Genomic DNA, 23,839 nt, shown 5'->3' on the forward strand with positions numbered 1-23,839 from the left:
TCCCCCAGCCATGAAGCGGCTGGGGGACAGCTCTTTTGCTGATTCTTGGCTTATTCCCATACAATTAATTCATGCATATGCAGGGAATCGATTCGGATTTTCGCCCAGCCATTCCGGATTTCAGGCTTTATTATCATGCCGCTCACCCTGAGTGCAGCGCTAACCGGGGTAAAGCCATCCAATTTGATGGAAACCTCTATGGGGCCAACCGGCAGAACTTCTTCCAGATACCCTGGATTCCGGCTGCCGCTGAGATTAACCAGATGGAGCATTCGCCTGCCTTCCTGGCTGTACAGCTTGCAGTCCAGGTAGCCCGGGCCTTCGACTGTGAAGGGAGTTTTGTCTCCGGCTGCCCACTTCACCGCATTGGCGAGCAGATCGCCAAGGTCCGGGAGACGCGATAGACCATAAATGCGATCTACGTCTCCGGCAAAATAGAAAATGCGTCCGCCTGCGGGATGCTCCCCCGCCAGCATGGCCGGAATGTCTGTGCGCGGCTCTCTCATCCAACTGAACTCCGGCGGATAGATGGGATAGGAGGGGATATAAGTCGCAAGCGCCTGCAGCATCCCCTTCGACTCTACGCGCCGGATCGTTCCTCCGAAAGGGAGAATGGCCGTCTTCTCGAAGCCGTTCAGCACTTGATGGCGTTCCTCGGGCAGCCGGAAATAATTATGCGCTTCATGAAACTCCCAGCTGCCGCTCAGGTTTCCCGCGCCGCCCTTGGCCTTATCCAGCAGCGTAACGCCGGTAATCTCCTGCAGCGGGAAGTATTCCCGCAGTTCCCCCCATTCGTCGAGCGTGCCGGCTGCGCCTGTAATGACCAGACTGCCCCCGGCTGCCGCAAAATCCCTGATCGCCTCATACTGCGAATCGGTGATTACCGCCAGATCGGGAAGTATCAACACATCCAGCCCCTCCGCGTCTCTGGGAATATGGTCGGCATGTACAGGCACGAACGGCAGTCTGGCGCGGGTCATCGCCTGGACGAAGCCATGCCAGGGCAGGGCGACCCGTTCCTCGACCTGATCGCGACCGTAGAATTCCGTATTCTCCTGGCTCCAGACAAGGCCGATATTTGCACAAGGACGCCGGTTGTACAGGTATGACTCATTATCCTTATGCCACTGCATGACAGGAGGGGCGTTCTCGAACTGGCGTCTGTCCTCCTGAAGTGCGCCGACGTGATGGTACCAGGGAGAAATGCCCCCTGCAATTCCATCGATCATCCACAAGCGGGATTCCGCCGGCGGGTTGCTGCCCTGACGGAACGTACGGACCCCGCGAACATAATTGGACATGCTCTCGGGAATGACGGTATCCCAGCCTGCAAGGTTATGCAGCAAATGTCCATTGAGGCCGTTCTGCTCGAATCCCGTATTCCCATCCCGGGACTGGTGGTCGCACATGATGATTTTCGAGCGCTTTCCCACCTCCTTCAGATCACAGAAGGCAGTATGAGGGTTGAACGGATCGGCATTGAACATGCCCAGCCACAAGCAATCGGTTCCGCCAAACTCATGTGTGATCCTGTTAAACAAATCCCAGTTCTCGATGCGGCAATTATAACTCCATCTGATCCACTGCCGGTATGCGGGATCGTTGTAGTCGGATGCGGAAGGAAGGTCAAGTCCCGTCTCCGCTTTAAATTTCGTCTTGCAGCTGCCGCAGCGGCAAATGATTTTGCGGGACGCTCCGGTCCAGCTGTTGTCGGTGAAACCGTCGGGACGATAGTTTGCTATAATCTCCTTCAATACCTCGGGGATATAGTCCTTGTAATAACCGCTGTTCACACAGGAGATGTAACGCCCGTTCGATTGCACCGGCTCTCCCTTGTCGTTGACGACAAACCAGTCCGGATGGGCGTCATAGAAATCCTGGGTAGCCCGGTTAATATCCATTCTGGCCAGCACGGCCAGACCGGCTTGTCTGGCCTCCGCGACGAATTCTCCCAATAAATCGCGGTCTCCGAGACCTTGAGCCCGATATTGAAGAGCGAAGGAGCTGGGATAATAAGCGACGATGCCGCCTGCATTGACAATAACGCCCTGTACGCTCGTTTGCTCCCAGTATTCCTTCCACCACTCCTTGTCCCAGTTGAGAGGGTCCATTTCCGTCAGATTCGTTTGTCCCCATCTAAGAGTGCGCTCATACCAAGGCTTTTTTGCATCGGGCATTGTCTGCTTATTGTTTTCCATTGTCATGGTCATCCGTCCTTTCGAGTCCGTTTGTACAAATCAATGATTTGGAATTTGTAGGAATTGATTTGAATTCGCTTTCACCCTTTATTTTAAATCGGAAATAGGGGAATATCTATTAACGATCAAGCTATTTTTTGTATAATTCAATGCTGGCTATGGGGCCGGCATTTTATAGCGGCCGATAAATGATTGCGTTATACTAGATAAAGAGTTTTCAGGAGGCGTTGTTCGTGTTCAAGCTGCATACTTGCTACATTTTTCAGGATAATCAACAAGACTGGCATATGGAGCCTTCCCAGGTCGCGCTGAACGTACTGATTTATATTTCGGAAGGCAGCTTGACCTATTGGGTCAATGGGGACACGATCCATTTGAAGAAAGGCGATGTGTTGTTTATTCCTGCCGGGTCGGTGCGTGGCGGGGAAGCGGCATCCGGTGCAGGCCATCAGCGGTTTGCAACCCATTTCAGCCTGAACGGGGACGACAATAATGAACTGCTGCCTTTGCTCAAAAGCGGGAAGTGGCTAAAGACCAGGGTACATGGAGAGGACTATTTCAAGCAGCGGTTCTCGCTTCTGAACCATCATTCGCTGATGGAGGGAGCCTATCAGGAATTGCTATGTCACGCCATCCTGCTGGAAATGCTGATCATTATGAATCAGGACCACGAGCGCAGGCAGATTCCGGTCAAAAAGCTCATGCTTGTCGAGGAGCTCAAAAAATATATACAGCACAACTATAGGAAGGCCATTACGTTAACCGAGCTTTCGCATGTGATCGACCGCTCTCCGAGCTATATCACCAACTTGTTCAAAGAGGTGACGGGAGCTGCTCCCATTGAATACCTTCATTATATAAGGATCTCGAAGTCAAAGGATTTGATGCTGTCCGATCCGTCCATCCTGATCAGAGAGGTTGCCGAATTGACCGGTTTTTGCGATCAGGCGTATTTCAATCGTATTTTCAAAAAAGTGACGAGTGTGACACCTACCCGGTTTTTGACCGAGCTGAGAATATACAAGGGATAATAGGAGGGCCGTTCCAGATATTCATGGCTCTCAAATTTGACGGAATAAAGGGATCTTGACAATAAGAATTGCCCTGACTATACTCAGAGTGAACGTTCGGTCTTTTATTTTGCAAATGATTTTTTATGGAGGAACGCGATATGTTTGAGAGATATAATAAGGTGCAGAAAGCTGTTCTGGAGACAACCCTGCGAATTATTAATGAAAAAGAACTGCAGGCGACCTCGATGTCTCTGATTGCCAAAGAATCAGGGGTATCGACCGGAAGTATTTATCACTATTTCAGCAGCAAGGAAGATATCATTAATGAATTATTTAAAGGCATCGTCATGTTTAACGGGGAAGCCGTAATGAAGGGTGTCCATGAGCTTGATAGCGTTCAGGAGAAATTTCAACGGGCATGGATAAATTATTTTCGGCTCAGCCTGGAATACCCGCTCGGCTTTCAGTTTATTGAGCAGTATTCTTTCTCGCCATATATTTATCAGTCCTCAAAGGATGAAGCCTATAAGGGCGGCTGGTGCGGGCCCATGACGAAAATTTATGCGGAAGCTGTTCAACAGCAATTGTTTATTGATCTTGAACCCAGGCTGATGGTTCAGATGCATATTGGCACCGCAGTTTACACGATTAAAGGGCATCTGCAAAACTATCTCGAGCTGACAGATGATGATATACACAGGATCATTCAATCCTGCTGGAATTCGGTTCTCAAGTAAAAAGAGCGAAAATCAGGGTTTTCAACCTGATTTTTGTTGCGATGAATCGATAGGACGTTTTGTTCAAGCTCATATATTCCTTCAAAAGCAGAGTAGAACGAACATTCGATTTAGTTCTTCATATCCGGGAAGCATGAGTATGGAATTGGTGTTCCTTCTTCCAGCCTCCTCCATAAGAAATGCTAAAAATATCTTTAGTCTAGACAATGAAATAAATTGTGCTACTATATAAATGTTAGTTAATTACGTTGTGCCCGTAATGTTTCTCATAAGGAGTGATAAAAATGGAGGCAACAACATTTGTCTTGTTTGGAGCCACAGGAGATTTGGCCAAGCGCAAAATTTATCCTGCATTATATAATTTGTTCCTTGATCATAAGTTAAGCAAGTCATTCACCATCATTGGTCTCGGAAGAAGAGAATGGTCTGATGAAGCTTTTCAGGCACAAGTCGAGCAGTCGCTGCATACGTTCTCCAGAAGATCAGCTGACGATTCCGCGTCAATCAAGGCTTTCATAAAAGCTTTCCGCTACAGCGTAATGGATGTGGAACGCATTGAAGATTACCACAAGCTTCTGCAGGTCGTCGAGCAGCGTGAGCAGGAATTGCATTTGCCGGGCAATCGGATGTTCTACTTGTCGGTTGGTCCTGAATTCTTCGGGAAAATAGCAGCAAGCATCCAGGAAAGCGGGCTTGGTTCGGCAAAGGGCTGGAAACGGCTCATCATCGAAAAGCCTTTTGGACATGATTTGAAGTCGGCGCAGGAACTGAATCAGGAATTGGGCAAAGCGTTCAAAGAGGAAGAAATCTTCCGTATTGATCATTACCTCGGCAAGCCTATGGTGCAGAAGCTTGATGTTCTGGAGCAATCCAATCCTGCCCTACAGGACATATGGACAAATCAATATATTGCCAATGTTCAAATAACAGCCAGTGAAACAGTCGGCGTTGAGGAGAGGGCAGGCTATTACGATCATGTCGGAGCGATCCGCGATATGTTTCAGAACCATATGCTGCAGCTATTAATGACGCTAGGAAAGAATGACGGGCGAATCAGCAAACGTCAAGTGATGGAATCCGTAGAACCTTTACTAAAGGAAAACGTTGTTAATGATGTGGTTCGCGGCCAGTACACTGCCGGCAGCATTCAAGGGAAGCCTGCAGCCGGTTATAAGGATGAACCCGGTATTGATCCGTGTTCGACGAATGATACCTTCGTAGCGGTCCGTTTACGAATCGACGATGTTTTCTGGCGGGATATTCCCATTTATATTCGTACGGGAAAAAGAATGAAGGAAAAATCAACGCGTATTGTGATTGAATTCAAACAGCCATTCAAGCGCAGCTATTCAGCGCAGGAGCGGACGGCACCGAATCTGCTGATTTTTGAAATTAGCCCGAACGAAGGCGTTACTTTGCAAATAAACCATAAAGATCTGCCAAATAAAGGTGTGACCTCCACCATCCCAGTGGATCTTCATTTCAATCAGAGCGGCGAGCCTGAAGCTTATGAGAATCTGATTTATGACGCTCTGCAGGGAGACCCGACGTTCTTTGCCCACTGGGATGAGGTCGAATTAGCCTGGAAATGGGTTCAGCCCATCCTGGAAGCATTTGAAGAGGATCTTGTTCCTCTTCATCACTATCCGGCAGGCACTTACGGGCCGGACGCTTCCGATCTTCTGCTCGCGGAGGACGGCAATCATTGGTGGTTTGACAGCAAGCCCGTTCCCCTCGCTCAGAGGATACCAAGAGAAGCGTATGCCTGACACTCGGACAAACACAACTGTAATTAGAACTATGGCAGAATTGCAATGATTTTATGCGGGGATGTATGATTCGGGCAGCATTCCTGCAAAATATCAAGGATGGTTACGTCTGGACCGGAATATCAATGGATGGACTAATAAGAATCCAGGAAACTTTACAGGAGGCGATGAAGTGGAACGTGAATTAGCGTTGGAGGTTGTTCGTGTGACGGAGTTAGCAGCGCTGGCATCCGCACCCTGGATGGGCCGGGGGGATAAGATGAACGCAGATGACGCGGCAACTTCAGCGATGCGGCTTATGTTTGATTCTGTATCCATGGCAGGAACCGTTGTAATCGGAGAAGGCGAAATGGATGAGGCGCCGATGCTGTACATCGGCGAGAAGCTGGGCAACGGGCATGGGCCGGAGGTAGATGTCGCAGTCGATCCCCTGGAAGGCACGACACTTGTGGCCAATGGCTTGAACAATGCCCTGGCTGTCATTGCGATCGCAAATAAAGGGAATTTGCTGCACGCTCCGGATATGTATATGGAGAAGCTTGCCGTCGGACCAGCATTGGCCGGGCAGCTCAGTCTGCTCGACCCCGCAGAGGCCACTTTAAGAAAAGCGGCTGACATACTGAATAAACAGGTTTGCGATTTGAGCGTTATGATATTGGACCGCGAACGGCATCAAGATCTGATTCACACCTTGCGGGATATCGGAGTGCGGATCAAATTCCTGTCGGATGGCGATGTGGCAGGGGCTATTGCGCCTGCATTCGAGGAGACTGGGATCGATATTTATCTGGGCTCTGGCGGCGCGCCCGAGGGTGTGCTGGCCGCAGCAGCATTGAAATGCTTAGGCGGTGAATTCCAGGGCAGATTGATGCCCGAGAATCAAGCACAATACGACCGCTGCATCGAGATGGGGATTATGGATCCGCTCAAAGTCCTGTCTATGGAGGATTTGGTCGGGGACGATGATGTGATTTTCTCGGCCACCGGCGTGATGGATGGCGAGTTTCTCAAGGGTGTACGATACCTCCCTGATCAACACGCGGAAACTCATTCGATGGTTATGCGCGCCAAAACGAGAACCATTCGTTTTATCAAGGCGATCCATTATTTGCCGAACAAAAACCTGCAGCAAATAGGAAGCTCTGCAAACATATCAGGTCAGACACCGTAATTAATCCATACAGTTTGGATGAACCGCAATCTCCGTGCGGGGGGCTTGCAGACATAAAAGCGAAAAGCGGCTGAGCAGGGTTACATCCTCCTCAACCGCTTTTTTTCCATAAAGCAGCTGCTTTCATCTCATGGATGGGCCGCGATCCAATCGGCAATTGCCCGGTATTTTGGCGCATTCGCTGCCGGTTGCCCCGTAAATTGCTTGGCGCCCCAAGCTCCGCCCGTCGACCAGGTTCCAGCATTCGTGTAGTGGCTGAAGAGAGTGAAATAAGGTGCGAATTTATTCAGCATGTAGGTGTACTCGTTATAAATGTCCGGATTGCCGCTCCATTGGTCGGCATTGACCAGCAGATGCTGTCCGCCCTCATAGGTGCCAAGCGGGACATTATATTTTTGAGCGATCGTCACGGCAGGCAGTACCCGGTCGTTGAACGTTGCATCAATATCCTGATGGAACGCGCTTTGAATATTCGGGCTTGCCCCGTCAAGACCGCTGCCGACATATGGCGCAATGGCAAATAAATCCGCTTTTTGACTAGTCGGGTTCCAGGCGGTGCTGTTGATGACGCTGTTGTAGCTCTGATCGAAAATATCATAGTTGCCGCTGAACGAGGCTACTCTCACGACTCTTGAAGACAATTGGCTGCCGAAGACATTGGCGAACTGCTGCCAGATATGAACTGAGCGGTACAGACTGAATGCGCCGCCTTGATACCATTGATTGGAGCCCGGCAGACCATTGATGACGCCTTGGTCGAGGGTATACTGGAACTGCGTGAATCCCCCGTTCCAGGTCTCATTGGAATATTCGACATACACTTTCAAATTGGCGTTGAGCTTCTGCTTGATGAGCGTTGCGAGCTGCTGTGCATACGAATCGTCTGACAGATGGGGCAAATTGATCCACATATCCTTATTCGTCCTGTTGCATAGATCAATCATCCATTCGTAGGCGAGACCCGCTTTCATCGGATCACCCGACCCGATATAACCGATATCGCTGTTTCCGGGATCTGTCGGCAGCCTCCGCTGCGACCAGGTCTGGATTTTGGAGTTATTCGTTCCGCCCCAATCCATGAACCGGAGGGTCGAATACGGAGCCAGCTCGCTGATAAAGACAGGATTCCAAATATCCGTCCCGCTTGCATACGCGGTCGACCAGTTCACGCTGGTTTTGAAGGGTGTTTCTCCACTCCATGAAGCAAGAAACCAGAAGTTGGTGCCGATCTTCATCGTGCCACTACCGCCGCCGCCATTATTGTCTGTTGTGATGACAAGCTGCGGCGTATTCCCGCTTTCCCGGGACTGGTATTGTTCCCACGTTCCGATATTGGTGCCGAAGCCCAGCGTCAAGGAAGATTGCGATGCGCTGAGCTTGTTTTGAACGGCAGAGGTGACATCGAATTCATAGTAGCCGGTGCCTGTAACCGATTGACTGGCGATTTGCGTTCCGAGGCTTGGCTTCGCTCCGCCTTCGTTCCAGCTTTCCGTCGACGCGCCGCTGACGATCAGGGTATGGTTGAGGACATGTGAGGAATGATAAATTCGGACCTTCGCATTCGTTACCGTTCCGGATAAGCCAGTCAAACTGAATTTTGTGAAAATGCTGTTCCATTGACTGGCGTACAAATTCGCATTTGTGCCTTCAGTACCGTCACTTTGTGTATCCGTATCGGCAGAAGGAGTGATGGTTGTGATCGCAGCCGCCTCCGCGACTGGACCGCCTTGATATAGCGTCATTGTAAAAAGCATGAAGACTATCAGCAAGACCATGTAACTTTTGCGCATTAATAAAATTCCTCCTTATTGAGCGGATTTGTATTCAATAAGCGCCTTCACCCCCTTCACCCATTAAGGTATCAAAGTTGGGTATGGAGCGTACCGCGAAAACGGTCTTCTGCACAGTGCAAAATTGTCGCCAATATATCCGATTCAAACAGATTATGACATTAAATGCCCTGTATAACATTCAGATCCCAGCGGCAAAATATTACATAAAGTGGGTGTATGGTCATGCTGAAAAAAGAGAACCGAATCGTACTGGCGATCCTGATGCTGCTCTTGATGATCGGATGCCGCAACCCGAAGCAGGAAGAACAGGATTTGATGCGGATCAAATCCGCAGACAAAGACAATCCGAAAAAGGTCATTTTGCTGCTGGTGGATTCCTTGATGCCTGAAGCGATCGACCGGGGAATCCGTCAGCACAAGCTTCCGGCTATTGAATTTCTAATCGAACATGGTCAATATTACAGAGAGCTTGTAAGCTCGTTTCCCACGATGTCCGTCACGATCGACAGCTCGCTCATTACCGGAAAATACCCCGATGATCATCATGTGCCGGGTCTCACCTGGTACTCAGCCGGCCTCAAGAAGCTGATCAATTACGGGACCGGGCCGATGGAAGTGGCCAGACAGGGAATCAATCCGGTACTGGCCGATGCGTTGATCCATTTAAACGGGAGTCACTTAAACAGCAAGCTGCCCACGATCTATGAGGATTTGGCCGGGCAGGGGCTGACATCCGGGTCAATCAACGGGCTGATCTATCGGGGAATGTCCAATCATACAATATCAATTCCGGCATGGGTGCAGGGCCCAACCTCTTTGCCCAGGGAAATTAAGGTGAAGGGACCGGATTTATTGGCCCTGGGTTCATTGTCCAATCCCTTTGAAGGCTCCATCGATCTGCCCGATGGCCTGTTCAATAAAATGGGGTTCAATAATGACTTTGCTGTAGAAGCCGTCAAATATTTGATTACATCCAATAAACTGCCGGATTTTTTGTATGTATACCTGCCTGACTTGGACCGCAAGCTTCACCGCAACGGTCCTTCCGAGCAGAATGGGGTCATTAAGGTGGATCAGCAGCTTCAATCCTTGCTTCAGGCATTCGGCTCGCCGGAACAAGCCTTGAAGGACGCGGTCATTATCATTGCCGGCGACAGCGGAATGACCCAGATCCTGCCGGATGCGCAGAATCCGGTAATCAATATCCACAATATGTTTGAAGACGCGAGTGTGTTAAATCCCGGAGAAACCGTGGACAAGGGGATCGACATTGTCCTCGCCGTCAATGAAACAATGGCTTATGTGTATGCCGTACATGCAGACCGTCCGATAAGAGACGTGGCCAAGGGATTACAAAAAGATCCGCGCATCGATCTGATTGCATGGAAGGAAGAGGGCTGGATATACGCGCAGCAAGGGGCAACCGCCAAACAGCTCCGATTCAAAGCAGACGGAGATCTAACCGATCCCTATCATCAATCGTGGAAGGTCGAACAGGACAATGAGGTACTGGATCTGAAGGTGAATGCTGCCGATCATTCCCTCGCTTACGGTGAATACCCCGATGTGCTGAAACGGCTGTCAGGCGCGCTGAATTCCCATCAAGGCGAGTTTCTGGTTGTCACGACCAAGCCCGGTTACGAACTGGCGGACAGAAGCTCTCCGACGCATATCGGTGGCGGGGGGCACGGCTCTATCCGCAAAAGGGAATCGCTAGTCCCCCTGATCATCAGCGGAACAAAGAAGCAGCCGCAATATTTGCGAATGGTTGATTTAAAGGCCTATTTGCTTGAGCTGTTAAAGAAAAAAACGCAAATTAACCATTAGCCCGGGAGGGATTCCCGGGCTTTTGACATTCATTCCCCGGAATTCCCGGGGCAAATCGAAGCATTTGCGGTTGCAATTTCTCAGGAGAGATGCTATATTGCTAATTTCGATAATGATGGAACGATTAAACCTGATTTTTGAAAGGATGGAATCCATGTCTTCCGATATCCTGCAGCATGTTTCTCATATAACCGCGCTCTTCCCGAGCTTAGCCGATATATCCATTCAGGATTGGAGCGAAGAGGGGATCGCCATCATGGAGATTCAGCCCAATTATGTCATTGACGAAGGCCAGTTTCTGGAGTATGCGGTACTCATTCTCGAAGGCACGGTAAGAATGTATAAAATCAGCAGCAGCGGAAGAGAGATCACCCTCTACAGAATCAACGGCGGCGAGTGCTGCCCCCTTATGATGGCCAGCATCCTGGGCGAGAGCGAATATGAAGCCTCGGCCTCCGTGGAGAGCCCGAGCGTTGTGCTCGCCATTCCGGTACATATATTCAGGGATTGGATGGACCGGTACAAAAGCTTCAGACAGTTTATTTTCAAAATGTTCGCCAAGCGGTTATTCATTATGTCCAATCTTCTGGACAGCATCAATTTCAAATCCATCCGCGGACGGGTTGCCGAATACCTTGTCCTGATGACAGAGGATGGGAGCGACAGTCTTGCCATAACCCATGATACCTTGTCCGTAGAGCTGGGAACGGCCAGGGAAGTGATCAGCCGGACCTTGAAATCCTTGCAGAAGGAAGGTCTCCTTAACGTGTCCCGGGGAAGAATTTCCGATATCAGACGGGAAGGGCTTAAAGTGTATGTAGAATAATTGGCTCGTTATGTGACATTGTTACGGATGGCTCTTGTTCAATTTGCTATTATCGTCTTGTGGAAGCGAGATAAACAAATATGAAATGAGAGGAGCCGCTGGTCATGAAAAATGTTGGAGGAGCAGATCGTTTTATTCGCATCGTGCTGGGTATCGCATTATTGTCGCTGTTTTATTTTATGCCCGGTTACTGGAAGCTGACCGGGTTGGTTTCGCTGCCGTTCCTGTTCACGGGACTCACGCAAAGATGCGCCATCAATCAGCTGCTTGGACGCAATACCTGCAGGATTCGTTAAATCATATCAGGTGAGTGATGTGGCATTTGGGATGGGCGCACATTCTGGCTTTAAGAGGAAGTATGACAGTCTGTTGTCATACTTCTTCTTATATCATGTTCTCAGAAATGATTCACATACATTGCCTTGTCAATAGGAGAGCGACCTGGAAAGGAGCATGTTATGTTATCGATGGAAATTGAAAAGCTGATTACAGTAAAATCGAGAGAAGATTTGAGGTATTGGTTACAGGAGAATTGTAAGACTGAAAAATTTTGTTGGGTAGTCGTCAGTATGACGCCCCACCCCGATACTTTGTTATATCTGGACGCGGTCGAAGAATCTTTGTGCTTTGGATGGATCGATGGAGTCAAAAAGAAAATATCTGAAACGGGGCTGGCGCAGAGACTGTCCCCCAGAAGTAAAAAGAGTTCATGGACCGAATTGAATAAAGAACGTGTCCGCCGCCTCGAAAAGCTGGGGTTAATGCAGGACGAAGGAAGAAAGGTGCTTCCTGACATGGGCTGCGATTCTTTTAAAATAGACAGGGTTATAGAGCAAAGGCTAAAAGAGGATAAGCAAGTGTATGAGAATTTTATGGCATTCTCTGCGCTTTATACAAGAGTTCGGATTGACACGATACAAAGCAATAAAAATCAGCCGGTATTATTTGAGAGCAGACTAGATAAATTCATAACCAACACTAAAGAAAACAAAATGTACGGTCAATGGCATGATAATGGACGTCTTCTGGATTACTAAGAAAAAAATATTTATTTATCTTAAGGTACATAAATGATATAATAGTTTTGAATAATGGTAAATTAACCCAGAAAAAAGTCATCGGGAGGAGTGATTCATTTTGCAAACTCTGGCAATCATCGGAGCAGGTCCAGGTCTTGGACTTTCATTAGCCAAGAAATTCGGCAATCATGGTTTTCAAGTTGCGCTGGAGTCTGTAAAATAGTTTGTGTAAACTCTCAAACCCATTACAATGGAAGAATAAGAGAGGTTGGGGAGAACACATGGGATTATGGACGAAACAGCAGCTCCGGCAGTTCATCAAGGAAAATAAGTTGGTCTCGGCACAAGATGCACAGAATGCATTGAAAGAGCTGTTTGCCGAAACGCTGCAGGAGATGCTGGAAGCCGAGATGGATGAACATCTGGGCTATGAGAAACACGACATGCAGAACAAACAAACGACCAACAGTCGTAATGGCAAGAGTAAGAAGAACATCGTCAGCGAGTATGGGGATCAGGAGATTGCTGTTCCTCGTGACCGGCAAGCGGAATTCGAGCCGCTTGTCGTCAAGAAGCACCAGTCCAATGTAACGGGGATTGAGGATCAAATTATCGCCCTCTACGCCAAAGGTGTCAGCACGCGAGACATTCAGGATCACCTGCAGAATCTGTATGGCATCGAGATCTCGCCCACCTTCATTTCCAACGTTACGAACAAGATCATTCCCCTAATCAAAGAGTGGCAGAACCGGCCCCTGCAAGGCGTGTACGCGGTTGTTTTTCTGGATGCCATTCACTTCAAGGTGAAGCAGGATGGGGCCATCGTGAACAAAGCAGCGTACATGGTTATCGGCATCGATTTGGACGGCAACAAGGATGTGCTGGGCATGTGGATTGGCGAGAATGAGTCGGCCAAGTTCTGGCTCAGTGTTCTCAATGATCTCAAGAACCGGGGTGTGCAGGATATTCTCATCATCTGTGTCGACAATCTGACGGGTTTCAGCCAAGCGATCCAAGCCTGCTACACGAAGACGGACATCCAGAAATGTATCATCCACCAGATCCGCAACTCCACTCGTTACGTCTCGTACAAGGATCTGAAGAAGGTAACAGCTGACCTGAAGCCGATTTACAAGGCCGCGACGGAGGAAATGGCGCTGCTGGAACTCGATCGCTTTGAAGAAACCTGGGGGAGTAAGTACCCGCTTATTATCCGTTCATGGCGCACGAACTGGGACGAGCTCGCCACCTTCTTCAAGTACCCACCCGAAATCCGCAAGCTCATCTATACCACGAATATCATTGAGAGTTACCATCGTCAGCTTCGCAAAGTGACGAAGGGAAAAAGCATCTTTCAGGGCGGATGAGTCGTTACTAAAAATGCTATATCTGGCCACCATGGATGTCACCCGTAAATGGACAGGCCGTGTTCAAAACTGGGGTCAAATGCTCCTGCAGCTCTCGGTCTTCTATCCGGATCGCATCGGGCAGCATTTACGATAAATCCCCCTCGGGGGGAGCCTTCAAAAAAGAGTTTACACAAAAGATTTGACAGACCCTTGCGCTGGTGTCGCGAACACAGGAGAAGCTGGATCAATACTGTGAGCAGTTAAAGGAAATGGGAATTGAGGCAGCAGGATTCGCAGCCGATATAACCAATAAGAATCAGCTCCTTCAAGCTTTTCAGCGTATTCATCATACATATGGTTCCATTGATGTCCTGGAATACAGCCCTCACAGCGGTAATATGCCGGTCACCTCGATCCTGGACACGACAGACGAGTCGGTTATTCAAGCTTACAACAATCTGGTTCTCGGGGCTGTCAACAGTGCAAGACAAGTCATACCCGGAATGCTTGAGAGAGGAAGCGGGGCTTTATTGTTCACAACCGACCTGTCGGCGATGAATCCCAGTCCTATCTTCGGCAATGTGGGGATCGCGATGGCGGGCCTGCGGAATTATGTTCTGAATCTTCACGACAAGCTGTCGCCGAAGGGGATTTATGTAGGCCATCTCTCCATCAGCCCGTTAATAAGACGAGGAACCAATTTTGACCCTGATTACGTAGCTGAAGCCTGGTACAATCTCTACGATCAGAAGACGGTAAATGAAGAAACTTATCCTCAAGGCGTCATGCAGCACTTGAATTAATGATCAGATATATGGCAAAAAAGAACATCCTCTGCGGCAGCAAACGTGAGGATGTTCTTTTTCTTGTTTTACTGCCAATAAAACATCCAGGCGATCAATTTATTCAAATCGAACGGATGACGGACGATGATGCTTCCCCAGAGAGCGGCGCCAAGCGTCGTAATGCTGACAAAAAGCGCTTTATCCTTCTTGCCTGATTGATTGGACCACATCCTCCACATACCGACTGCCAGAAACAAGATGAATAAAAAAATCATCAGGCTCATGTCGGCGTTTCACTTCCCTGCGAATGATTTGTCTTCCTCAGCCAAGAGCATACAATGAGAATGGCGGGGAACGCGATCGCATATAGCGTGTAGTAATTGAATAAGTATTTCTGGATCCAATCGACGTTCTCGACAATGTTTTTGAACAACAGGGAATAGGCGGAAATGATCCATACCAGTGGATAGGCTACAACGGCTCGCTCTTTAATCTGGAACAGCTGGCATATGGCAAGTACCGCGCAGTAAAACAGTAGGCTTAATTTAAGGCAGACGATAAGAAGGATGTTCACGGAAATAATCGATTCCAAATGCTCGACGAAATTCGTAAACTGCATTTCGCGGAAGATGATAAATACGGGATAGATAAGGTGAGAACTCCGCTCTACTCCAAGAATGCCAATCGTAAAAAAAACACACATGCTGAGAAGGAGTCCCGCACCCCCGATTCCCGACAGGAATATAGCTTTTAACCGGCGCTGGGCAAATGGAAATATCATCATAAAAATGACAGTCTCCATAAAGGGAAAAGCAAGCGCATAGCGGGTATGGATGAGCGTGTCCCAAGGATGAAAGACGCCAGGAACGTTGAAATTCTGCCAATCCCATTCTCTGATCATCACCGAGAAGGGAATCCAGAATGCCAGATTAACAATTGGGGCCAAAAACTCGCTCACCATAGCGATGGTTTCGATTCCTTTCACAACCGCATACGCACATACGAGCAGGATCATGATATTGAAGATCGACAGCGGTGTCCGGGGCATCAGATTGATATGCATGAAATCACTGAGGTTGCGCGTTACCCAGGATGCGACTTGGATGAAGAAAAGGATGTACAGGAGGGAAACCAATCCCCCGGCCCATTTGCCCAGCACCTGCACTGCGATTTGTACAATGCTCATCCCGGGAAACCGGCTGGACAAATACAGCCAGAAGCAGGACAATATCAGGCCGTACAGAGCAGCCCAGACAATTATAAGCCAGCCGTACTGTTTGCCACTCGCAATAAGGCTCCCCGGCAGCAGGATAAACGAGGTGCCGATGATGTATACAAAGGTCAGATTAAATAACTGCCACCCACTCAATTGAGCGTTCTCCATCTATTGGCTCCCTCTATTCTTCAAGATATGGTGTACTGGTGTTCCCGGTCGTTGTCATCCTGGAGCTGACCTTAATCGTGACCTTGGTCTGACGCCATGTCTTTTCGTTACCGCCATTATCCTGGATGCCGAGCATATCCCAGCCTTTTGTTTTGCCCATCTGATCCAATGCGAGCACCCTTTCTTCCAGCTTCCGGTTAAATGCCTCCTCGATTAAATGCAGATTCTGTACGGTCATCTTGCTCGTTTGCTGGTTGTTCAATATTTTCAGGTCGCCAGTAATTTGGAAAGAAAGCTCCGATGCGGGCTTGATCCATTTGCGTTTAACATTTAAATTCTTCGCCGTGACATCTACGTGCTTGCCCTTGATTTCCACAGTTTCTGTCAGTTCTCTGTACTTTTTATTCATGATGAAGAACAGGATCTTCGATTGCTCGTCGATACGGCCAACCATACGGGAATGGATGAGCACGGCTCCTACTTTGAAGCTGATTCCGTCTTCGCTTGCATCGATTTCTTCCACTCTGTCGCTATTGGAGGAAGGCTTCTCTCCATGATAATGAATGATGGGCAGGATCGTTGGCGTATGAAGATTGATATCCTTGGCCAAGTCTTTAAACCGGATTGGATAAACACTCATACTAAAGTTGGGTTTATATTGATTCGACAAGGCGCGGATAAACCGGCCCGGTACTCTGTCCAAAGGCGTGAAGCTGTTCATGACCGTGTGCATTGGACTATCCGTAATAAAAACAATCAGACTTGACCGGCGTTCGGGGTTAAGCTCGATAAAATTGATCAGATCCAATATCCCTTCCCGGGCATAGCGTTCGGATATCAGGTAGCTCTGCAGATGGGCCGTAAAAAACCGCCTTGGCATAGAGGTGCCTGTCTGCTCCGTGAATCTTCCGTGGCTAAAATCCCTAAAGTGAAAGGTATACACAGCAGCTTTCGTCGCAGCGCTTTGTCTGGTTGACAGACCGGTCGGATTAATGACCTGGTAATAGGCGAGAAGGTCACCAGACTCCGGATCCTTATCGACTCCAGCCAGGCTTATAATCGCAAGTGAATTGATTTCTTTCAAATCCCAGCAGCCGGTACACAACACCAGCATGAGCACAGCGATGAATATAACTCTCATATCAAGGCACCTTCTTATTTATCGACCATCCGTTTTTTGGGAAATCGCTTCATCATAAACCGTGGAACCCGAACCAGCGTATCTTTCCAGTCAGAGAAGACGACGGGGGCCAGCGGGGTGAGATATCTCACGCCAAACGACCGCAATGAAGCGAGATGCACCAGGAGAAAAAAAACGCCGCACATTAAACCGAATAAACCCATTAATCCGGCCAGAATCATAAATGCGAACTGTACAAGTCTCTGGGAAATCCCGAAGCTGTAGTTGGGTGAGACGAAATTGGAGATGGCCGTCAGAGAAACGACAATAACCATTGCAGCAGAGACAAGTCCCGCTTCCACCGCAGCCTGGCCCAGCACAAGCGCTCCCACGATCGATATGGATTGTCCGGCAATCCGCGGCATGCGCAGTCCCGCTTCGCGTAAAATCTCGAAGGTAATGATCATGATCGTAGCTTCGGCAAAAGCTGGGAAGGGCACTTCCTCGCGCTGCGCGGCCAAGCTGATTAGCAGCGAAGTAGGAAGGAGCTCCTGATGATAGCTTACCACCGCGATGTAGAGAGCAGGCACGAATATGGAGAGCAGGAAGGCAAGCATCCGCAGCCAGCGCGACAGCGTAGCGATATCCGCCCGCTGATAATAGTCTTCGGGTGAAGTAAAGAGCTGAAAAAAGGTAATCGGTCCGATAAGCACAATCGGCGTGCCATCCGTAACGACTCCGATCTGGCCCTCCAGCAGCTTGGCTGTGAGCGAATCCGGACGCTCCGTGCTGATGAGCTGGGGAAACGGCGACAACGCCGTGTCTTGAATCCATTCTTCGATATAAGAACTCTCCAGAATACTGTCCGTATGAATGGACTTGAGCCGTCTGCGGAATTCATCCACGGTTTGCACCGAAGCGATGTTGTCGATGTAGGTCAGATAGACCTGGGTATGGGTTTCAGTTCCGATCACCAATTGCTCAAACACCAGATGCTCGGATTTCAATCTTTTACGGATTAATGCGACATTCCGCTCGATATCTTCGACGAAGCCTTCCCGCGGACCGCGAATGGAGGCCTCTGTTGCAGGTTCGGATACGCTTCGCGCCTGTGCCTGGGCTACATCGTAGCTAAGATAGTACTCGTCGAAGGCAGGAATAAGCAGGCAGTGTCCTTCAAGAAGATTGCGGATGCCTTCAGAGGCTCCCGAGCATTCTCTCGATTGCACCCTGGGTATGAACGACTTCAACCACTCGATGGGGTCATGCGGTGGTTCCGCCCCCTGACTTCGTACCATTACAGGCTTTAAGATGAATTCGTCAATCTGTTCCGAGGATACGATTGTTGAGATATAGAGGCAGGATAAGCTCAAACCGGAAATCAGCTCGAATTCATGGCTGACAAAATCAGGCGATTGTCCGAGCCGTTCCTTAATTTGATCGACGACCTGTCTGCCCGTGTCTTTGAGAATCAGGATGATGCCCTCCTAACCAGCCAGCTTGCGGTTTTGTTTATCATTATCCAATTCAGGAAATATTATGCGGCGGGCAGTTGCACTGGAGCGGCTGTGCCACTTATGATATAGAAAAAAGCGCACTACCGCTTTCGACTGGAGGAGCCCTCTTCATGCTGGAGCTTCATAATAACAAAGATATTCCAATCGGCCTCATAGGCGCTCCCGAGCTGATGGAACCCATTCTCCGCGTTCTGCGGTCTTTTCCATCGTTCCGGCCCATTGTTCGTCAGACAGAGCATGTCGAGGATATGATCCGCAGCGCAGCCGGGCTGCTTGGCGAAGTGGAGGTGCTTTTCATGACCGACCCGGATACTTTCAGGCTTGTGAAGGAGAGACTGCCATCGGCCGTACCGATGCATTATTTGCCGTTATCGGGCGCGGGCTTCTTCAAGGCGCTGTGCCGGCTGCTGATGCAGGCTGCGCAAGGATCGGCCGCGCTTGAAGGCGTGACGGTCGATACCTTTCCGGAGGACATGATCAGGCACATGATCAATGGGACCGAGCCTGGTTCGATGCGAATGATAAGCATTCGCCAGACAGACGGGTCCTCGGCAGATGAGATGTACCAGTTCCACCTCCGGCATTATCAGGATGGGAAAAGCTCGGCGGCATTGACGGCGAACCGCCGCGTTGCCGAGCGTCTGGAGACGATCGGTATTCCCTGTGCCTATATGGAGCCGGCCGACAACGATATCGTCGTTGCCCTGGAGCGTGCCCTGTTGTCCACGGAAACCAGGAGAAGCAAGGAATCGCAAATCGTTGTCGGCATGGTTGTCATCGACAACTTCGACGCTGTCATACGCAGCTGCAGCTCCGAGCACGAGGTACAGAAGCTGCGGCTCGACGTGGAGCGGACCATGCTCGATTTTATCGAACAGCTGGACGGCTGCCTGACGCCGCTTGGTCCCAATGAATTCCTGTTCTTCACGACCCGCGGACTGTTCGAACGGGAAACAGGCGGGTACAAATATATCTCGCTTGCTTCGAAAGCCCAGAAACGGTTCGGACTGTCGCTTAGCGTCGGCATCGGCTTCGGCGTATCCGCCAATGCGGCAGGAACGAACGCCCGGGCCGCTCTGCGCAGCACGAAAGATGCGGGTGGAGGCACCTGTTTCATCGTCCGTGAGGATCAAACCTTCATCGGGCCGCTCGAAATGTCCGAGCCGATTCAGTACGATCTCAGCTTTGGCGACTCGTCATTATTGAAGACGGCGGAGGAGGCGGGACTGACGACAGCGTACTTAAGCCGCCTGTTCGCCTCCGCATCGCGGCATGGCAAGCTTGACTATACCGCCGGCGAGCTGGCGGGACTGCTGGATTTGACGACACGCAGCGCGAACCGTCTGCTGGTGCAATGGGCGGACGCCGGTCTGGCAGAGCAGGCGGAATTGCGCAAAGCGGGGAGAGGACGCCCTACCCAGGTATTCGTCTTCTCCTTTTTGCGCACGCATTTGTCTGAGCATGGAATCAGCCTGAGGTCATAAGCAGCAAGAAACGATCAGCGAGAGGAAAGGTGAGGGCGATGACATTTGCAGAATCTCCGGCAGGCAACATCGGCTGGCTGGAGCGCCGGGCCGACGAGATCAGCCATATGCTGCAATGCCCGGTTACAATCGAGGATGCGGAGCACCGCGTGCTGGCATACAGCATGCACAGCGGAAGCACGGATGCGATCCGGATCGCGACGATTATGAGCCGGAGGGTGCCCGAGCATGTCATCCGCAGCTTCCATGAGGGCGGAGTCATCCGGAGATTACAGAAGGAAGAAGGTCCGCAGCGTATCGAGGCGAATGAAGAGATTGGCCTGGGTTCCCGCGTGGCCATCGCCGTTAGAAGCGGCAAACGCGTCATCGGCTATATTTGGGCGGCTGAGACAGACCAGCCTCTGTCAGAGTCAGATATGGAGAAGCTGCGCCGGGCAGCCGGGTCTATCGCGGGCGAGCTGCAGCGTCAGACGGAATCGCGCTGGCGCTCCGATCTGAGCCAGGATATGTTCCTGAGCCGGCTCGTTGAAGGGTATTTTGCTACGGAGGCCGAGATCCGGCACCAATCCGGCTGCCTGAAGCGACCGCTGCCCGAATATTACCGCATTGTTGCAGTCGACTTCAATCTCGACGCTTCGGCCGTATGGCCGCTCCTTAATCAGGCCGGCGGAGTGATTGAGGAGGAGACAGGCCTCTACAGTCTGGCCCATGCAGCAGTCGGGGAGCGCGTATTGTTCCTTGCCGGTGATGCGAAGATGCTCAGCAGCCCGGGAGAATGGAAGGCATCGCTGGAACATTTGGCCGACCGGCTTGCCAGGGCGTTTCCGGATGTGCAGGCAACGGTCGGAGCCGGCGGATTGACGGCAAGGGAGTACAGCCTGGCCCCGCGCAGCTATGCGGAAGCGCTCAAGGTGATCGGCATCCGCAGAAGGTTTCCACGGGCTTCAGTCCAGGAGCTCGTCTATGAAGAGCTGGGCTACCGGCATTACCTGCCCGCTGTAGCGGAGACGATTGAGGCGGAAGCTATCGTGAATTCCCACGTCAGGCTTCTGCGTGAATATGACCGCGAGCATCAGGCGGATTTGACCCATACGCTCTCCGTGCTGCTTGACTGCGACTGCGGCGTCCGCGAAGCGGCCGAGAGGCTGCATATCCATCCGAATACGCTGGGCTACCGGATGGTGCGGATGAATGAAATCAGCGGCATCAATCTGAAAAGCATGTCGGACAAGGTCGCCGCTTTCCTGTATTTGCAGAGCGGCGGCTGAAGAGCACCCAACCAGACAGATATGCCGGACGAAGGTTTGTGGAATTTCACAAAAACCGTCCGGCATTTTCTATGCGCGCCACGATGTGGAAAAATTTCTTCTCCTATATACTGGGTTCAAATCAATATAACTTACCAGTTGGAGGATGATTCAAATGATAATTGGCGTGCCGAGAGAGATCAAGAATAACGAGAACAGGGTAGCTTTAACGCCCGCAGGTGTGAGTGCATTGACCCGGCAAGGACATGAGGTGCTGCTGGAAAGTTCGGCCGGTACCGGCAGCGGCTTTGCCGATGCGGAATACATAACCCGGGGAGCGAGGATTCTGGACAAGGCTGCAGAGGTATGGGGCCACGCGGATATGATCATGAAGGTCAAGGAACCGCTGCCGGAGGAATACGGTTATTTTCGGAAAAATTTGATTCTCTTCGCTTATCTGCACCTGGCTCCGGAACCGGAATTGACCCGTGCGTTGCTGGATCGGGAAGTATGGGGCGTCGCATTCGAGACGGTTCAGCTGGACAACCGCTCGCTGCCTCTTCTTTCGCCAATGAGCGAAGTGGCGGGACGCATGGCGGTGCAGATCGGCGCGCAATTTCTGGAGAAGACGCATGGAGGCAAGGGGATCCTGCTGGGAAGCGTACCCGGAGTTCAGCCGGGCGAAGTCGTGATCGTGGGAGGAGGTATGGTCGGAATGAATGCCGCCAAACGGGCATTGGGAGCGGGAGCCCGCGTTACGGTGCTGGATGTGAGCGCGGAACGGCTGCGGATAATCGACGATCTGTTCACAGGCCAGGTCACGACGCTGATGTCAAATCCATACGAGCTGGAACGGGCGGTTCGCAAGGCTGACCTGCTGATCGGAGCGGTTCTCATTCCAGGCGCAAGGGCTCCGAGGCTGGTCAGCGAGGAAATGGTCAAGAGGATGGCGCCCGGTTCAGTTATCGTCGATGTGGCTATCGATCAAGGCGGCTCCATCGAGACCGTCGACCGGATTACGACCCACTCCGATCCTACCTATGTGAAGCACGGAGTCGTTCATTATGCCGTGGCGAACATGCCGGGGGCCGTTCCGCGCACCTCGGCGCTCGCGTTGGAGAATGCGACGCTGCCTTACGCGCTGAAGATAGCCGGTCAGGGAATCGCTGCAGCCGCGGCGTCTGACGAATCGCTGGCCCGCGGCATCAATACCGCCTGCGGCTCCATTACCCACGAAGCGGTCGCCCGCGAGATGAAGCTCCGGTACGTTCCGGTCACGGAAGTGGCCGCAGCCCGCCCGACAGCCTGACCGCTGTATGATTTACAGTCAGGACCGCTGACCTTCCTGGTTGGCGGTCCTTATATATTGCCAAGAACCGCTTTATCGAATAGAACTGCCAGCTCCGCGTTATACGACTCCAGGTCGACTTTGCCGGCAATGCCCGAATGCGCCGTATATTCTCCAATGGCCCCCTGAATAGCGCTCGCCATGACATGAACATTGAATTCACGAAATTCCCCGCTCGATTGCCCATCATACAAGATCTGATGAAGCTCATGAAGAAGCGGCTCCTCTTCATCGTCGCTCAGCTTATAGTAGGGAATATTATCAGGCGTCCGGGCATGAAAAACAATCTCGATCAACGCGGTGTTGTGCTTGGGACGCGTAGCCTGATAAGCGAGACTTGCGGCGATAAAGCTGTGCAGCTTTTCCCGGGCGGTTGCTGCAGCCCGGGTTCTTTCCAATACATAAGCTGCGGCATCGGTGACCAGCATGATCAGCGTCTGGTCCATCAGATCGTTTTTGTCTTTAAAATGGTAAGAGATCAAAGCGGTGCTGATTCCGGCTCTTTTGGCGATTTGGGCGAGACTTGCATGGACGTAGCCGATCTCATCCAGCGTGGTGATTGCTGCATCGACAATTTGTGTGCGTCTCGCCTCGGTGATGAATGATTGTTTTTCGTCCGCTTTTTTGGTCATGCTATTTCTCCTTGGTTGTCTGTTTGGCTTTAGAGGCGGCCTTACCCCAGAGGACAAACAGGATAACGACCGCCACTACAGCAATGTTAATGCCAATTTTGACGGGATTCAAATCACTTATACCGCTCAACCAGTCATTAACCGTCCCGTCGGAAAGCTTGCTGACAAGCTTCACGAGGAAGAGAATGCCGACAATCAGCAATCTTATAGCGAGTATAGCCGGAATAATGACAACGGCCATACGAAGTAGATCCCGGCCGGAATCCCTGCGCATCAGCAATAATGGCGCCGCAATAAGGCACATAACGCCGCCAAGCACCATCAGGACCGGCTGTATCCAACGATACCAGGGAAATCCGGGATCGTCCAGCGCATTATTGTAGAAAAACCAGGTCGCCCACAAGACGACAATACCGGCCAACGCACTAATGAGCGGCAGCAGCTTTGCATTCCAGTCCGGCTCTCCGGTTCCCCGCTGTTCCCCGTTTTTCTCATTCATGGTGAGCACCATCCATTCTTCGATAAATTATTTGATTGATAAAATAAAAATTTGATTGATTAATCAGAATATAACTTGTGAAGCTTCCGGTGTCAATAGGCGTCTCAAAGGAAGGATATAA

20 protein-coding genes and 1 pseudogene are annotated in these 23,839 nt (G+C 50.6%); 13 read left to right on the plus strand and 8 right to left on the minus strand.

Features of this window, described 5'->3' with window-relative positions; all coding sequences use genetic code 11:
- Nucleotides 1–50: 50 nt before the first annotated feature.
- Nucleotides 51–2,204 (minus strand): alpha-amylase family protein, encoded by a 2,154-nt coding sequence (locus ACFOLF_RS34950; RefSeq protein WP_210045307.1) that lies wholly within the window; start codon nt 2,202–2,204, stop codon nt 51–53.
- Nucleotides 2,205–2,431: 227 nt separating this feature from the next.
- On the opposite strand from ACFOLF_RS34950, the gene ACFOLF_RS34955 reads away from it, so the two are divergent.
- From ACFOLF_RS34955 to glpX, 4 genes are all read left to right on the plus strand, one after another.
- On the plus strand, nt 2,432–3,229 hold the full coding sequence (locus ACFOLF_RS34955; protein ID WP_210045306.1) for a helix-turn-helix domain-containing protein: 798 nt from the start codon (nt 2,432–2,434) through the stop codon (nt 3,227–3,229).
- A 140-nt stretch (nt 3,230–3,369) separates the two neighbouring features.
- Entirely contained in the window at nt 3,370–3,948 is a 579-nt protein-coding gene (locus tag ACFOLF_RS34960; protein WP_210045305.1) for a TetR/AcrR family transcriptional regulator, read from the plus strand.
- Between the two features lie 284 nt (nt 3,949–4,232).
- Entirely contained in the window at nt 4,233–5,717 is a 1,485-nt protein-coding gene (gene zwf, locus ACFOLF_RS34965) for a glucose-6-phosphate dehydrogenase (protein WP_210045304.1), read from the plus strand.
- 172 nt (nt 5,718–5,889) lie between these two features.
- On the plus strand, nt 5,890–6,888 hold the full coding sequence (gene glpX / locus ACFOLF_RS34970; RefSeq protein WP_210045303.1) for a class II fructose-bisphosphatase: 999 nt from the start codon (nt 5,890–5,892) through the stop codon (nt 6,886–6,888).
- A 128-nt stretch (nt 6,889–7,016) separates the two neighbouring features.
- Here glpX and ACFOLF_RS34975 read toward each other — a convergent pair whose 3' ends face one another.
- Nucleotides 7,017–8,678: a CBM96 family carbohydrate-binding protein gene (locus ACFOLF_RS34975; protein WP_210045302.1), complete on the minus strand. Its 1,662-nt coding sequence runs from the start codon at nt 8,676–8,678 to the stop codon at nt 7,017–7,019.
- Nucleotides 8,679–8,903: 225 nt separating this feature from the next.
- Between ACFOLF_RS34975 and ACFOLF_RS34980 the strand changes: the two genes are divergently transcribed.
- The 6 genes and pseudogenes from ACFOLF_RS34980 to ACFOLF_RS35005 all read left to right on the plus strand — a co-directional run bounded on the left by ACFOLF_RS34980 (nt 8,904) and on the right by ACFOLF_RS35005 (nt 14,505).
- Entirely contained in the window at nt 8,904–10,508 is a 1,605-nt protein-coding gene (locus ACFOLF_RS34980; protein ID WP_379113453.1) for an alkaline phosphatase family protein, read from the plus strand.
- Between the two features lie 97 nt (nt 10,509–10,605).
- Nucleotides 10,606–11,334, plus strand: coding sequence for a Crp/Fnr family transcriptional regulator (locus ACFOLF_RS34985; protein WP_379113455.1), 729 nt, complete (start codon nt 10,606–10,608; stop codon nt 11,332–11,334).
- Between the two features lie 104 nt (nt 11,335–11,438).
- Nucleotides 11,439–11,630 carry a YgaP family membrane protein gene (locus tag ACFOLF_RS34990; RefSeq protein WP_210045300.1) on the plus strand — a complete coding sequence of 64 codons (192 nt, stop codon included), beginning with the start codon at nt 11,439–11,441 and terminating at the stop codon, nt 11,628–11,630.
- Between the two features lie 171 nt (nt 11,631–11,801).
- Entirely contained in the window at nt 11,802–12,371 is a 570-nt protein-coding gene (locus ACFOLF_RS34995; protein WP_210045299.1) for a YdeI/OmpD-associated family protein, read from the plus strand.
- Between the two features lie 263 nt (nt 12,372–12,634).
- A pseudogene (locus ACFOLF_RS35000) lies at nt 12,635–13,856 on the plus strand (IS256 family transposase).
- Between the two features lie 64 nt (nt 13,857–13,920).
- Nucleotides 13,921–14,505: an SDR family NAD(P)-dependent oxidoreductase gene (locus ACFOLF_RS35005; protein ID WP_379113255.1), complete on the plus strand. Its 585-nt coding sequence runs from the start codon at nt 13,921–13,923 to the stop codon at nt 14,503–14,505.
- A 68-nt stretch (nt 14,506–14,573) separates the two neighbouring features.
- On the opposite strand, the gene ACFOLF_RS35010 is transcribed toward ACFOLF_RS35005, so the two are convergent.
- From ACFOLF_RS35010 to ACFOLF_RS35025, 4 genes are read right to left on the minus strand one after another with little or no spacing between them, the layout of a single operon-like run.
- A complete protein-coding gene (locus tag ACFOLF_RS35010) occupies nt 14,574–14,771 on the minus strand; it encodes a hypothetical protein (RefSeq protein ID WP_210046027.1) in 198 nt (65 codons plus the stop codon).
- Nucleotides 14,768–15,856 (minus strand): GerAB/ArcD/ProY family transporter, encoded by a 1,089-nt coding sequence (locus ACFOLF_RS35015; protein ID WP_210046026.1) that lies wholly within the window; start codon nt 15,854–15,856, stop codon nt 14,768–14,770. Before ACFOLF_RS35015 ends, ACFOLF_RS35010 begins: the two co-directional genes overlap by 4 nt.
- Before the next feature lie 28 nt (nt 15,857–15,884).
- On the minus strand, nt 15,885–17,012 hold the full coding sequence (locus ACFOLF_RS35020; protein WP_210046025.1) for a Ger(x)C family spore germination protein: 1,128 nt from the start codon (nt 17,010–17,012) through the stop codon (nt 15,885–15,887).
- Nucleotides 17,013–17,026: 14 nt separating this feature from the next.
- Complete coding sequence (locus ACFOLF_RS35025) at nt 17,027–18,472, minus strand: spore germination protein (protein WP_210046043.1); 1,446 nt, start codon at nt 18,470–18,472, stop codon at nt 17,027–17,029.
- A 146-nt stretch (nt 18,473–18,618) separates the two neighbouring features.
- Between ACFOLF_RS35025 and ACFOLF_RS35030 the strand changes: the two genes are divergently transcribed.
- The 3 genes from ACFOLF_RS35030 (at nt 18,619) to ald (ending at nt 22,548) form a co-directional block, all read left to right on the plus strand.
- A complete protein-coding gene (locus ACFOLF_RS35030; RefSeq protein ID WP_210046024.1) occupies nt 18,619–19,992 on the plus strand; it encodes a hypothetical protein in 1,374 nt (457 codons plus the stop codon).
- Nucleotides 19,993–20,030: 38 nt separating this feature from the next.
- Nucleotides 20,031–21,260: a PucR family transcriptional regulator gene (locus ACFOLF_RS35035; protein ID WP_210046023.1), complete on the plus strand. Its 1,230-nt coding sequence runs from the start codon at nt 20,031–20,033 to the stop codon at nt 21,258–21,260.
- A 154-nt stretch (nt 21,261–21,414) separates the two neighbouring features.
- Entirely contained in the window at nt 21,415–22,548 is a 1,134-nt protein-coding gene (gene ald / locus ACFOLF_RS35040; RefSeq protein ID WP_210046022.1) for an alanine dehydrogenase, read from the plus strand.
- A 50-nt stretch (nt 22,549–22,598) separates the two neighbouring features.
- Here ald and ACFOLF_RS35045 read toward each other — a convergent pair whose 3' ends face one another.
- Both ACFOLF_RS35045 and ACFOLF_RS35050 read right to left on the minus strand, forming a co-directional pair.
- Complete coding sequence (locus ACFOLF_RS35045; RefSeq protein ID WP_210046021.1) at nt 22,599–23,219, minus strand: TetR family transcriptional regulator; 621 nt, start codon at nt 23,217–23,219, stop codon at nt 22,599–22,601.
- A 1-nt stretch (nt 23,220) separates the two neighbouring features.
- Nucleotides 23,221–23,718, minus strand: coding sequence for a hypothetical protein (locus tag ACFOLF_RS35050; RefSeq protein ID WP_210046020.1), 498 nt, complete (start codon nt 23,716–23,718; stop codon nt 23,221–23,223).
- Nucleotides 23,719–23,839: the final 121 nt, after the last annotated feature.

Source organism: Paenibacillus sepulcri (genome assembly GCF_042647105.1).
GTDB lineage: Bacteria > Bacillota > Bacilli > Paenibacillales > Paenibacillaceae > Paenibacillus_Z > Paenibacillus_Z sepulcri.

Bases quoted from the DNA above. Each gene is read 5' to 3' on its own strand.
- ACFOLF_RS34950 (WP_210045307.1), bottom strand. From the start codon at position 2,204: ATGACAATGGAAAACAATAAGCAGACAATGCCCGATGCAAAAAAGCCT.
- ACFOLF_RS34960 (WP_210045305.1), top strand. From the start codon at position 3,370: ATGTTTGAGAGATATAATAAGGTGCAGAAAGCTGTTCTGGAGACAACC.
- zwf (WP_210045304.1), top strand. From the start codon at position 4,233: ATGGAGGCAACAACATTTGTCTTGTTTGGAGCCACAGGAGATTTGGCC.
- ACFOLF_RS34975 (WP_210045302.1), bottom strand. From the start codon at position 8,678: ATGCGCAAAAGTTACATGGTCTTGCTGATAGTCTTCATGCTTTTTACA.
- ACFOLF_RS34980 (WP_379113453.1), top strand. From the start codon at position 8,904: ATGCTGAAAAAAGAGAACCGAATCGTACTGGCGATCCTGATGCTGCTC.
- ACFOLF_RS34990 (WP_210045300.1), top strand. From the start codon at position 11,439: ATGAAAAATGTTGGAGGAGCAGATCGTTTTATTCGCATCGTGCTGGGT.
- ACFOLF_RS34995 (WP_210045299.1), top strand. From the start codon at position 11,802: ATGGAAATTGAAAAGCTGATTACAGTAAAATCGAGAGAAGATTTGAGG.
- ACFOLF_RS35010 (WP_210046027.1), bottom strand. From the start codon at position 14,771: ATGAGCCTGATGATTTTTTTATTCATCTTGTTTCTGGCAGTCGGTATG.
- ACFOLF_RS35020 (WP_210046025.1), bottom strand. From the start codon at position 17,012: ATGAGAGTTATATTCATCGCTGTGCTCATGCTGGTGTTGTGTACCGGC.
- ACFOLF_RS35030 (WP_210046024.1), top strand. From the start codon at position 18,619: ATGCTGGAGCTTCATAATAACAAAGATATTCCAATCGGCCTCATAGGC.
- ACFOLF_RS35035 (WP_210046023.1), top strand. From the start codon at position 20,031: ATGACATTTGCAGAATCTCCGGCAGGCAACATCGGCTGGCTGGAGCGC.
- ald (WP_210046022.1), top strand. From the start codon at position 21,415: ATGATAATTGGCGTGCCGAGAGAGATCAAGAATAACGAGAACAGGGTA.
- ACFOLF_RS35045 (WP_210046021.1), bottom strand. From the start codon at position 23,219: ATGACCAAAAAAGCGGACGAAAAACAATCATTCATCACCGAGGCGAGA.
- ACFOLF_RS35050 (WP_210046020.1), bottom strand. From the start codon at position 23,718: ATGAATGAGAAAAACGGGGAACAGCGGGGAACCGGAGAGCCGGACTGG.